At 47.5% G+C, this 12973-nt stretch carries 10 protein-coding genes; 9 read left to right on the top strand and 1 reads right to left on the bottom strand.

The genetic code is table 11. The annotated features are described in order from the left end of the window. The first annotated feature begins 80 nt into the window (after window positions 1–80). Window positions 81–1061 carry an ABC transporter substrate-binding protein gene (locus DMB88_RS09845; RefSeq protein ID WP_128101211.1) on the top strand — a complete coding sequence of 327 codons (981 nt, stop codon included), beginning with the start codon at window positions 81–83 and terminating at the stop codon, window positions 1059–1061. Next, window positions 1062–1892 (top strand): (2Fe-2S)-binding protein, encoded by an 831-nt coding sequence (locus tag DMB88_RS09850; RefSeq protein ID WP_128101212.1) that lies wholly within the window; start codon window positions 1062–1064, stop codon window positions 1890–1892. It begins immediately after the preceding gene. Here DMB88_RS09850 and DMB88_RS09855 read toward each other — a convergent pair. Next, window positions 1881–2600 carry a hypothetical protein gene (locus DMB88_RS09855; protein WP_128101213.1) on the bottom strand — a complete coding sequence of 240 codons (720 nt, stop codon included), beginning with the start codon at window positions 2598–2600 and terminating at the stop codon, window positions 1881–1883. The genes DMB88_RS09850 and DMB88_RS09855 overlap by 12 nt on opposite strands. Before the next feature lie 131 nt (window positions 2601–2731). Between DMB88_RS09855 and DMB88_RS09860 the strand changes: the two genes are divergently transcribed. The 7 genes from DMB88_RS09860 (at window position 2732) to pfkB (ending at window position 12960) form a co-directional block, all read left to right on the top strand. Beyond that, window positions 2732–3613, top strand: coding sequence for a helix-turn-helix transcriptional regulator (locus tag DMB88_RS09860; protein WP_164848661.1), 882 nt, complete (start codon window positions 2732–2734; stop codon window positions 3611–3613). Between the two features lie 356 nt (window positions 3614–3969). Then, window positions 3970–8064 carry a beta strand repeat-containing protein gene (locus DMB88_RS31725; RefSeq protein ID WP_302476286.1) on the top strand — a complete coding sequence of 1365 codons (4095 nt, stop codon included), beginning with the start codon at window positions 3970–3972 and terminating at the stop codon, window positions 8062–8064. A 115-nt stretch (window positions 8065–8179) separates the two neighbouring features. Further along, window positions 8180–8419 carry a DUF896 domain-containing protein gene (locus tag DMB88_RS09870; RefSeq protein WP_128101216.1) on the top strand — a complete coding sequence of 80 codons (240 nt, stop codon included), beginning with the start codon at window positions 8180–8182 and terminating at the stop codon, window positions 8417–8419. Between the two features lie 319 nt (window positions 8420–8738). Continuing rightward, window positions 8739–10163 carry an NAD(P)-binding domain-containing protein gene (locus DMB88_RS09875; protein WP_302476287.1) on the top strand — a complete coding sequence of 475 codons (1425 nt, stop codon included), beginning with the start codon at window positions 8739–8741 and terminating at the stop codon, window positions 10161–10163. Window positions 10164–10393: 230 nt separating this feature from the next. Further along, window positions 10394–10876 carry a hypothetical protein gene (locus DMB88_RS09880; protein WP_128101217.1) on the top strand — a complete coding sequence of 161 codons (483 nt, stop codon included), beginning with the start codon at window positions 10394–10396 and terminating at the stop codon, window positions 10874–10876. Window positions 10877–11300: 424 nt separating this feature from the next. Continuing rightward, window positions 11301–12047, top strand: a complete 747-nt coding sequence (locus DMB88_RS09885) for a DeoR/GlpR family DNA-binding transcription regulator (protein ID WP_128101218.1) — start codon at window positions 11301–11303, stop codon at window positions 12045–12047. Window position 12048: 1 nt separating this feature from the next. Next, a complete protein-coding gene (gene pfkB, locus DMB88_RS09890) occupies window positions 12049–12960 on the top strand; it encodes a 1-phosphofructokinase (RefSeq protein WP_128101219.1) in 912 nt (303 codons plus the stop codon). Window positions 12961–12973 lie beyond the last annotated feature (13 nt).

Here is a 12973-nt window from a genome sequence, read left to right on the forward strand (position 1 = left end):
ATCCATGGTAAGCAAGAACTCTTTTCCCTACTATAGTGATAATGATTATTATTATTAAATAGTAGAGGGGTTTTACTAGAATGTTTAGACAGAGAGCATCATGGATCGTACTGATAACCCTGCTTGTGTTTGTTCTAGCGGCATGCGGGAAAACGTCGGAAGTAGCGGAGACTACACCTCAGGATCAGGACACATCGGCAGAACAGAGTGGTACCCAGTCGATTGAACATCTTAAAGGAACAGCAGTTATACCACAAAAAATTGATCGTATGGTCGTCTTGTCTGCTTCTTATATTGATCACATGTTGACGATAGGCGAGAAGCCAGCAGGTGTTAATGTAGAAGTGCGTTATGGAGGAGATTACCTTCCTTATCTTGCAGATCAGTTGGCTGGAGTTCCAATCGTAGGTTCTGCAGACAGCCCCAACTTAGAAGCTATTCTTCAGATTGATCCAGATGTTATCTTAATTGAGAGCCGAACGGCTGAGAACTCGTATGAGCAGTTGGAGAAAATTGCGCCGACCATCGTACTTGGTACCGAATGGCTGGATTATACGGACGATACCACCTATTGGACACAGGACTTGTTAACTATTGCAGGGATGTATGACAAGGTCGATCTGGCCAAAACAAAAATTGCTGAAGTGGAACAACAAGCCAGCCAGCTTAAAGCAAAAATTGAACAATTGGATGAGAAGAAGCTAGCTTATCTGCGTGTAAGAGAAAAAACATTACAGATCTATGCGGCAAAAGGACATCCAACCAATACGCTGTTGTATCATGATCTTGGATTTGAACCTACTGGAGTGACGCCAGCCGAACAACGTGAGGATCTGTCTATGGAGAAGATTGCAGATATTGATGCTGATTTTGTAGTTCTGGAGGTTGACCCAAACGCTGAGGATTATCTAAATGGCATTAACGAAAGCTCCCTTTGGAAGAGTGTCCCTGCGGTCGTTGCGGATCAGGTCTATACAACGGATTCCTTCTGGTTGTTCAAGGGCTGGGGAGTTATCGGACGTAGCGAGATTATCAACGAAATTGAAGATATGATTCAATAGATGGGACGTTATTCAGGTTCAGATCAAGATTCAGATCCAAAACACTCCGAGCTAGTTGAGGCATTACAGCACTTTTTTGTGACGAAGATTAGAAGTTCATGGGAGACTTCCGAGTATTCTTTTACGGTGAAAGATCTGCTCGATGAGGAGCGACGAAAATCGTTTCTAAGTGAACAGGCTACACAGCAGGGGCTTAAACTTGGAGGCACGGGAAGTGTTGCTGTTGGCACACTTTTTGCGAAGCGTTATTCGGTATGGGTTCTGGCTGTCGTCTCTGCATTCAGTCTGTATGACACCTTACTCCAAATTGAAAACGATGTTGTACGTGTGGAACTGACTGGATCAGGAAGAATGCGTTATGAGAGTCAGTTGGAGCAGTGCTTAGTTGCAAATGCAGATCTTACTCAGCGAAGATCTCAGCTCACCATGCTTAAAGGAAGACTGCAGCTACATCTGGAAACGATCTTTAAGGGTGTAGCTGCTGATACGGGAGCGAGTGAGAAGGTCATGTGGGCACTTATTGCACACAATGTGCAACAGCTGTATGCACAAATGATCCATGATGAAAGCATATGGAAAACGGCTGAACGATTAACACGAATACAAGAGGATCGCAGCGTATGGCTTACTCCGCAAGGTGATACCGAATCTCCGTTTGCGAGTAAGCTAAAATGTTTCGAGCATCCCAAGTGGCAAGGACAGCCGCTTTTGATACGCCGATATTGTTGTTTGGCCTATCAGGTTGGAAGCGGCAGTCATGCACATGGATACTGCAACAGTTGCCCGAAGTTAGATTCGGAATCCCGATTGCGCAATCTTCTACAATCGTGAGCTAATACATTTGTACCGCATCGTGCGAATCTGTTTCAACTGCTCCATGTTCTCTTCAAAAGTAATATCTGAGGCTCTAGCCAGCCCAAGTCCAAAATCTTTTTTATACTTAAATGGGGCTTCTGGATATAGCGCAATAATATGAAGCTGGTTCCACCCAGGGTAGTCTGGATGATGCGTCCACACTTGTTCAGTCTCCAGTGCGTAGAAGCTATGGCACCATCTTCGTTCATTACAAATAAAATGCATAGCTGGTCCATTTCGCTGCATCATGATGTCGCGGAATTGTTCCAATTTATTGAACTCCACATCAACATATTCAACAACCTGCAGCGGCTTAAGCCAGCGTCTGCGGGTTTGTTCACTTTGAATAGGGAAATGGCTACGTGGCGTACTGGAGAGCAATTCCTGACGAACAACGACAGCTTCAGGAAACGGTTGTATACGATCTAGTTCGTTCTGAAGCGAATCGGCTTTCTCGCGATGATGAAGTTGCAGAACATGTAGAATGTTCCATACGGGAAAATCACCGTGTTTTTCAGTCGTTATTTTGTGTGTGTACAATTTATAATCTGAAATCATCGTATTCCGATGGCGCTTATAAACGGGAATAACTTGGGTTTCAAGGTATGTGCGATATGGTTTAAGCCTCTGCTTGGGGATGTGAAAGGTGAGTGCAACGTAATAAATGTGATCTAGGGATTCCATGTAAACTGCTCCTTGTCGAGGTTAGATATGATTACAAGTTAAAGGATCTTGTTGATGTATATGTTACATGGTTTGCTGATGCACTTGTTAGCTCAATCGGGAGCTTGAATAGCTGAAAAAGGAGGATGCACATGACGACATTTGATGTTCCAGAACATGTAGGGAGTGGGCTGTTTCAATCGTTAAGGCTGGGATCACAAGCCACATGGTCATGGTCAGATCTTACCCCACGCCGGAATACATTCGTAGACGAACAAGGTGAACATGCAGGGGTTGTGCTTGCTTTTAACCTTATGGGTGAGCAGAGATGGCGCAATCGAGATACGGGGCGTGAGCATCTTTTACCAGAGAATTATTTCGGGATATACGATGGTGGTGCATATGCGGCGACCAATACATATGAAGAAAATGAGCGCAGTATGCAAATGGGGTTCCAGATCGCTCCTGGATTCTGTTCCATACTGTTCGAGAAGATTCGGGAGACCGGAGCAATTAGCAACTTCAATCATGTGCCTAGAATAGCCGGAATGGACATCCCGCCTGTAGCCCGTCGTGTTATACAGGATATGTTGGGATGTACATATTCTGATGACCTTCGTGAACATTATTTGCAAGCCAAGTTGACGGAATTAATCGTCGTGCTTACTGGAGAGCTGACTGATCGACCACAGCCGCAATTGCCAGAGATAAAGTTAAGTGATTCCGACCTGGCTGGGTTGAAGGAGGTAAAGCGAATACTAAATGCTTGTTATGCAGATTCACCTACGATTCCGGAGTTGGTTCGCCCCGCAATGATGAACGAAAATAAGCTGAAACGAGCATTCAAGCAGCAATACGGGAAGTCCATTCATGCATATGTCATTGAGAAACGAATGGAGAAAGCGCACGAGCTGTTGGAAAGTGGCAAAGTTAGTGTATCAGAGGCGGCTCATCAGGTAGGATACGTAAACACAAGTTACTTTATCAGTAGATTTAGGCAAATGTATGGTACTAATCCGGGCACACTGAAATGATGGAGTATTTTGGTTTTTAATATGAATGACGCACAGAGCAAGTCCCTTGCATAGAGTGTACTATTGCCAAATTCGGAGATTGGACGTGGAGTACAAGAAGGAGGGATGATCTGATGAGCTATTCATATAAAAAGAAGTGCAAAAATGTTTCAAGCCGCCGAGGCAGACGAAAAGTTAAAAAATCAACAGTGCGCTTCATCCAAAAGAAAAAAAAGAAGTTATCTCACGTAAACAGGTGTAAACGTAAAAAGAAGAAAAGCCACAGAATTCTTCTCCTTCGAGGACCACGAGGTTATCCAGGGATTAGGGGAAGTACTGGAGCAACTGGTACTACCGGAAAAACGGGAGCTACAGGCTTGGTAGGTACGACCGGTGTTACCGGCTCAACAGGAGTTACTGGTATTACTGGAGTAACCGGAGCTACGGGCGCGACTGGTACTATAGGTATAACAGGAATCACTGGAACCACAGGTTTAACCGTTGTAACAGGAAGTAGTGGTTCAACAGGTGCCACGGGAGTCACCGGGGCAACAGGTAGTGCGGGTGAAAGTATAACAGGAGCGACTGGTGCAACTGGCTCTACAGGAACTACGGGAGTCACCGGAGCAACTGGAAGTACGGGTGAAGGAATAACAGGAGCGACTGGTGCGACGGGCATTACAGGTACAACTGGGGTTACCGGAGTAACCGGAAGCACGGGTGAAGGAATAACAGGAGCGACTGGTGCGACCGGCTCTACAGGAACAACGGGATTTACTGGAGTAACCGGAAGTACGGGTGAAGGAACAACGGGGGCAACTGGTGCAACAGGCACTGCAGGCGCGACGGGAGTTACCGGAGTAACCGGAAGCACGGGTGAAGGAATAACCGGAGCGACTGGTGCGACCGGCTCTACAGGAACAACGGGAGTTACTGGAGTAACCGGAAGTACAGGCGAAAGTATAACGGGAGCAACTGGTGCGACCGGCTCTACAGGAACAACGGGAGTTACTGGAGTAACCGGAAGTACAGGTGAAAGTATAACGGGAGCTACCGGTGCGACTGGAACTACAGGCGTGACGGGAGTCACTGGATCAACAGGAAGTACGGGAGTAGGCACAACGGGAGCAACTGGTGCAACCGGTACTGCAGGCGCGACGGGAGTCACTGGAGTAACAGGAAGTACAGGTGTCGGTATAACAGGGGCAACGGGTGCAACAGGAAGTACTGGAGTCACTGGAAATACGGGTGAAAGTATAACGGGAACAACAGGTGCAACCGGTACTACAGGAACAACGGGAGTCACCGGAGCAACAGGAAGTACGGGCGTAGGAATAACAGGAGCAACTGGTGCGACTGGCACAACAGGGGTTACTGGAGTAACCGGAATAACGGGAGCAACTGGTGTGACTGGAACTACAGGTGCTACAGGCGTGACGGGAGTTACCGGAGCAATAGGAAGTACGGGTGAAAGTATAACGGGAGCGACTGGTGTGTCCGGTGCAACAGGGAGTACGGGTTTAGGAATAACAGGGGCAACAGGTGCAACCGGAACTGCAGGTGCGACGGGGGTTACTGGAGCAACGGGAAGTACAGGCGAAGGAATAACCGGAGCGACTGGTGCGACCGGTGCTACAGGAACAACGGGAGTTACCGGAGCAATAGGAAGCACGGGTGAAAGTATAACGGGAGCGACTGGTGTGACCGGTGCAACAGGTGCGACGGGAGTTACCGGAGTAACCGGAAGCACGGGTGAAGGAATAACCGGAGCGACTGGTGTGACCGGTGCAACAGGTGCGACGGGAGTTACCGGAGTAACCGGAAGCACGGGCGAAGGAATAACCGGAGCGACTGGTGCAACCGGCATTACAGGTGCGACGGGAGTTACCGGATCAACCGGAAGCACGGGTGTCGGTATAACCGGAGCCATTGGTGCGACCGGTGCTACAGGCGTGACGGGAGTTACCGGAACAACAGGAACTACGGGAGTCACTGGAGTAACCGGAAGTACGGGTGAAGGAATAACAGGAGTGACTGGTGCAACAGGTACTGCAGGCACAACAGGGGTAACTGGAGCAACAGGAAGTACAGGTGTGGGTATAACAGGAGCGACGGGCATTACAGGTACAACTGGGGTTACCGGAGTAACAGGAAGTACAGGTGTTGGTATAACCGGAGCCACTGGTGCGACCGGTGCTACAGGCGTGACGGGAGTAACCGGATCAACAGGAAGTACGGGTGTGGGTATAACGGGAGTAACTGGTGCAACGGGCACTACAGGAACGACGGGAGTCACCGGAGTAACGGGAAGTACGGGTGAAGGTATAACGGGAGCAACTGGTGCGACCGGCACTGCAGGTGAGACGGGAGTTACTGGAGTAACAGGAAGTACAGGAGTAGGAATAACCGGGGCAACTGGTGCGACCGGTACTACAGGCCCGACGGGGATCACCGGAGCAACGGGAAGTACAGGAGTAAGTATAACAGGAGCGACTGGTGCGACCGGCATTACAGGTACAACTGGGGTTACCGGAGTAACCGGAAGCACGGGTGAAGGAATAACAGGAGCGACGGGTGCAACCGGGACTGCAGGTGCGACAGGAGTTACCGGAGCAACAGGAAGTACAGGTGAAGGAATAACGGGAGCAACCGGTGCGACCGGTACTGCAGGAACGACGGGAATCACCGGAGCAACAGGAAGTACAGGTGTGAGTATAACAGGAGCGACAGGTGCGACCGGTACTACAGGAACCACAGGAGTCACCGGAGCAACCGGAAGTACAGGACTAGGGATAACGGGAGCAACTGGTGCAACCGGTACTGCAGGTGAGACGGGAGTTACCGGAACAACAGGAAGTACGGGTGTCGGAATAACGGGAGCAACCGGTGCAACGGGCACTACAGGAGCGACGGGAGCCACCGGTGTAACCGGAAGTACGGGAGTAGGTGTAACCGGAGCAACAGGTGCGACCGGCACTACTGGCACGACGGGAATCACTGGAGCAACGGGAAGTACGGGAGCAACTGGTGCAACTGGTACTGCAGGTGAGACGGGGGTTACCGGATCAACAGGAAGTACGGGTGTCGGTATTACAGGAGCAACTGGTGCAACCGGCATTGCAGGCGTGACGGGAGTTACCGGAACAACAGGAAGTACGGGTGTCGGAATAACGGGAGCAACCGGTGCAACGGGCACTACAGGAGCGACGGGAGCCACCGGTGTAACCGGAAGTACGGGAGTAGGTGTAACCGGAGCAACAGGTGCGACCGGCACTACTGGCACGACGGGAATCACCGGAGCAACGGGAAGTACGGGTGTCGGTATTACAGGAGCGACTGGTGCAACCGGCATTGCAGGTGCGACGGGAGTTACCGGAGTAACGGGAATTACGGGTGAAGGTATAACGGGAGCGACAGGTGCGACCGGTACTACAGGAACGACGGGGATCACCGGAGTAACGGGAAGTACAGGAGTAGGAATAGCAGGAGCAACAGGTGCGACTGGCACTACAGGCGTGACGGGACTCACGGGAGCGACAGGAGTTACCGGTATTGCAGGTGCGACAGGAGACACTGGAGCAACGGGAAGCACAGGTGTGGGAATAACAGGAGCAACCGGAGCCACAGGTTTGGTAGGAACGACAGGTGATACCGGCTCAACTGGAAGCACCGGCACAACAGGAGCTACAGGGAATACAGGAACCACGGGAGGACCAGGAAACACAGGAGCAACAGGAAGTACAGGTGTAGGTATAACGGGAGCGACTGGTGCAACTGGCATTGCAGGTGAGACGGGAGTTACCGGAGCAACGGGAAGTACGGGAGTAGGAATAACAGGAGCAACCGGTGCAACGGGCACTACAGGAGCGACGGGAACAACGGGCGCGACAGGAACCACAGGAACCACAGGAACCACAGGAACCACAGGAACCACAGGTATAACTGGTGCAACAGGAAGTACAGGAGCAACAGGTGCGACGGGACCGAACTTTGCCACACAAGGTTTCTCTGCATTCCTTGCAACTCTTTCTACAGCAACAAGTACTCAGTTAACCAACTGGACGACTACTAGTCCTTATTACGGCAATGCCAGCTTTAATGCAACGACAGGCAATTATACAGTTCCCGTGACGGGAAGGTATTCTATTGAAGCTACAATCAATTATGCAACGACCGCGGCCATAGCCTTATCGTTAGGTGCTGGGGTTAACCCTGCTTTTCTTGTCCAAAGAACATCCCCCACAGTAACGACACTGGTTAGTGGATTATTACCGATTTTGAATGTGGCGGTTACACTACTAACGCTACGCGCGGTCCTAGGAAGCAGTTCGGTTACATTAGCAGTGGAAGTGGAATTAAACGCAGGAGATGTGATTGGGTTGTTCTATGCTGCAAATGGATTGACGGTCACGTTAAATCTAGGTAGCGGTGCAACAAATGGAATTGTATGGTCAGTACACCAGATGACCTGATTACTGTTTCAGAGCCATGAGCCTATAGACAAATCCGTAAAGTTGTATTAACTTAGTTTGAAGATATTCGAAATATCTGTTTGAACATTGCAGTAACAAAAGTGAGGTGAATGTCATGATTCCTATTTTGGGACGTATCAACGAATTAAGTAGAAAACAACGTAGCAGCACTGGGCTGACGCAAGCAGAACAACAAGAACAGCAAGAACTGAGAAAAGAGTATTTGCAGGCGATTCGAGGTCAAGTACTTACAACCATGTTAGGCGTGTCCGTTGTCGATCCACTGGGCAATGACGTGACACCTGAGAAATTAATTATTGAAAAAGTGCAGCGCCGTAAACAGACGGAGCATTAGACTCATAGTGAAGACAGATCAAGGTAATTTCTTGGTCTGTCTTTTTTTTGTATTTGTAGACTTACTTGTACGAGGAAGAAAAGTAAACCAGCTATCTCCATCTTTGATGAGGTGCTTCGTGTAAATTAACAAGTATGATCCTTATTTTTAGACTTAATGACAAGAAATCTATCATCAACTTCAAATGAAGTATCACAACTCATATAATAACGCTAATCTATTTCCATACGGACATGAGAAATAATGAGGAAAACGAACAAAACGAACAATGAATGAAAAATAAACTGACAGTCTTGCACCAGGAAAGGGTTGATGCGTTGTGAGCCTTGAAACATTGAATGAACGTGTTATGCATGATCTTGCTTGTTTGTCATATGGTGGTGCAGACTGGACGTGTACAAGAGAACATACAGAAGGTCATGTGTATGATGTCGTTATTGTGGGCGCGGGACAGAGTGGACTTGGGGCTGCGTTTGGCCTTCTTCGTGAACGAATCTCCAACATCGTTGTTATTGACGAGAACGAAGCTGGATTCGAAGGGCCTTGGGAGACATATGCACGAATGGTTACGTTGCGTACGCCCAAACATCTGACCTCCATTGATCTGGGCATCCCATCGTTAACCTTTCGTTCCTGGTGGGAAGCGCAGACCGGGCGTGATGGCTGGGAAGAGGTAGATAAAATTCCCCGTGGGGATTGGATGAACTATTTACGCTGGTACCGGAAAGTATTGAAGCTTCCTGTGATGAATGAGGTGAAATTGACACTGGTTGAGCCTACGGAACATGGAGTATACCGACTTCGGGTAAATAGAGCAGGACATAAAGATATCATCCTTGCACGTAAAGTGGTGCTTGCGACTGGAATTCAAGGGGGAGGCGAGTGGCATGTGCCGCCGATGATTGCAGATAAGTTGCCTCGGGAGCTGTATGCACATACTTCTGAAGTGATTGATTTTGAACGAATGAAGGGGAAAAAGATTGCTGTGCTTGGTGGGGGCGCCTCTGCTTTTGATAATGCAAGCCATGCGCTCGCTACCGGTGTGGCAGAAGCCCATGTATTCGTACGCCGAGAACAGCTTCCCCGTGTGAATCCGATTCGTCAGATGGAGCAGTCAGGCATGATTGAACGTTTCCATGCCCTGCCTACATCAGATAAATATGCGGTCATCTCACATTTCTTCAAGTTTAATCAGCCGCCAACGAATGATACGTTTAATCGAGCAGCGGTCTGGCCTGGATTCAGACTACATCTGAACTCGCCATGGCAGAATGTCCAGGTTCAAGGCAATGAGGTAATTATCACAACAGAGCAAGGAAACTTCACGTTTGATTTTCTAGTGATTAGCACAGGCTTGATCAGTGATCCGGCTCTTCGTCCAGAGCTGAAATTAGTGGAAGGGCATATAGCACGCTGGGAAGACCGTTACGAGGCACCTGTAGAACATCGCAATGCTTTACTTGATGCCCACCCTTATTTAACTCCAGGCTTTGCGCTGACAAGTCGAGATGAGGAGGGAGCTTCTAAGTTACACGGACTCTTTGTATTCAATTATTCTGCACTGGCAAGCTGCGGCTTATCCGCGTCGGCTATATCGGGAACAAGAAGTGCAATCCCGAAGTTAGTATCCGCCATAGCGGATCAGCTCTTTTTGGACGATCGAGATATGATATTACAACGCTTTTTTGCTTATAATGAGCAGGAGTTCACAGCCACATGGGCAGAGAATGCTTCACTGAAATGAAAGTCATTTTGAAGCGATAGGAATTTGTAGAGTGATTTAGGTCTGTTCGAGACTCGAATCATTTAATATTACCCGGTAACTTCAGAATACATTTAGTTGAGTATACTAAACGTGTGCGAGGCATCAGCATACGTTTTTTTGCTTTTTTTGTGCGATAATCTTACACTTCCCGACGATTTGTTGTAAAATGTCGATTGGAACACGTTAGAAGGCAGGTGTATGTACTAGACATGGTTGAGGTTCAAATGAGTTATGAACAATTCAGAGCACATCTAAAAAAAGCTTCGCGGCAGCGTAACGTACCGATTATTAAAATCGTTGCCTTTCAAGAAAAGTATATGAAGATTGAAGAGGTTCAATTTTTCGATGTAGAGAAAAACTACATGAGTGTTCAGGCATGTAATACAGTATGGATGAATCTGGGGAATAAGTCGTTTCACAACCTGGTGTCTCAATACTTGAATGATTTTAAGAATATGGAGAACCTTGGACGAAGTTCATTCGAGAATTTGATCAGAGAATTATATGATACTGCTGTGCCTATACTTATAAACTATGATCCGAATCAATACTACACGTCAGCCCAGTTGGCAGAAATTTTGGCAATCGACGAGGGTAAGCTGATTGAGCAACTGGAGATGGGACGTTACAAAGGTGCGTTCATCAATGAAGAGGGGCAGTGGCTTAAGCCTAAACCGCAGATGAATGGATAAAGGGAAATCCTGTAGTGCAGCAGAACGTTGCATTCCAGGATTTTTTATCGTTCTAATATAGAATCTATATCCGTTGAACTAGACATTTACACAAGAACGGAGAGGACAGAAATAACGTGAAGAAGCGAAGCGTTCGCCTTTATCACCGGATTTTTCCCTTTGAAAAAGGGAATCAAAAAAATCTGGGGATAACAGCGATCGAAAGGTTGTTCTGTCATAGGAGTGGTCAGTGTAAATATTTATGGTTCAATCTCCAGAGTTCAGGATTTGAATGAATTTGAACGTTTGGGGTTATTATGGTTCAATATTGAAAGGTTAGCACGTCGAAAATTGCATGTTTTTGAAGGTTTATAAATTATTTTGAATGAAAATGATTGTTTTTTGCTGGATTTATGATACTATAGAAGCAGTTGGAGGAATGAAGATGCTGACTGAAGAACGATATGCTGCAATTATAGAGCGCTTACATTTACAGGGAATTGTGAAATTACAGGAGCTTGTCGATGTACTTGGCGCCTCTGAATCAACAATCAGGCGTGATCTTATCGATTTGGAAAGTCGTCAGATGCTCAAGCGGATTCATGGCGGCGCTGCATTGGTGAATGAGAAGTCATTGGAACCTGGCATGGAAGAGAAAACGTTCAAAAACATCCAACAGAAGGTGACGATTGCTCGTTTGGCTGCTCAGGAAATCCAAAATGGCGAATGTGTCTATCTCGATGCAGGGACAACGACCCTTGCCATGATTCCATTTATTGAAGCAAAAGATGTCACGGTTGTGACGAATGGACTATCTCATGTAGAAGCCTTGGTAAGCAAGCGGATTCGCAGCTACTTGCTTGGGGGCATGATGAAAATCCATACAAAAGCTGTGATTGGCAGTATTGCGTTACAGAACATGGATAATTTCCGCTTCGATAAATGTTTCCTTGGAACGAACGGGGTAGATGCCGAAATGGGGTATACAACTCCCGATCCGGAGGAAGCCTTGATTAAAAGGCGTGCACATCAGTTGTCGGGAAAATCTTACGTGCTGGCTGACTCCAGCAAAATCGGGGAAATAACTTTTGCCAAATTGTTTGATTTGGAAGAGGCAGATCTGATTACGGAGCAGTTACCAGAACACTGGCGGCTCTTAATCGCCCAGAAAACTAAAATAATCGAGGGATAACATGATATATACGTTAACACTTAATCCTTCCATCGATTATATCGTGGAAGTGGATGATCTGAAACTTGGTGGACTGAATCGAATGAACCGGGACTTGAAACTTCCGGGTGGTAAAGGGATTAACGTATCCCGCATTCTGAATCAGCTTGGTGCCACAAACACAGCATTTGGATTCCTTGGTGGATTCACAGGACGTTTCATTAATGATCGATTGCAGGAAGAAGCGATCCGCACTGATTTTGTTACCATTGCAGATGACACACGCATCAATATTAAGTTGAAGCATGGTGAGGAGACAGAGATCAACGGACTAGGGCCTGCGATTAGCTCCGAAGAGTCAGAGCAATTGCTTCAGAAGATGTCAGGACTGCAGCAAGGGGATATCGTTATTCTTTCGGGAAGTGTACCACCTGCTCTAGGGTCTGATTTCTATGATCGTTTGATCAAGGTATGTAAACAAGCTGGCGCCGAGTTCGTAATTGATACAACAGGCAAGGCGTTGATGGAGGCTCTTGTCCATGAACCATTGCTTGTGAAGCCGAATCATCATGAACTTGCAGAACTGTTCGGCGTAAGGATTGAAACTCGTGAAGAACTCATAACCTATGGTCGCAGACTATTAGAAGCAGGCGCTAAGCATGTCCTTATTTCCATGGCTGGTGAGGGAGCACTATTCATTACGCAGGAAGAGGTTCATCATGCCAATGTTCCAAAAGGTGTCGTTAAAAACTCGGTAGGTGCCGGAGATTCCATGATTGGTGGATTTGTGGGTACTTACGTTCTGAACGGTGATTTGCTGGAAGCCTTCCGTACAGGTGTTGCATCTGGAAGTGCTACTGCGTTCTCTGATGACCTTGCCACTAGAGATTTTATCGATGAATTACGCACGCAAGTCAGCATTACTAAACTGTAGTTGATCTACAGAA

Origin of the sequence: Paenibacillus sp. DCT19, assembly GCF_003268635.1 — a bacterium.
GTDB lineage: Bacteria > Bacillota > Bacilli > Paenibacillales > Paenibacillaceae > Paenibacillus.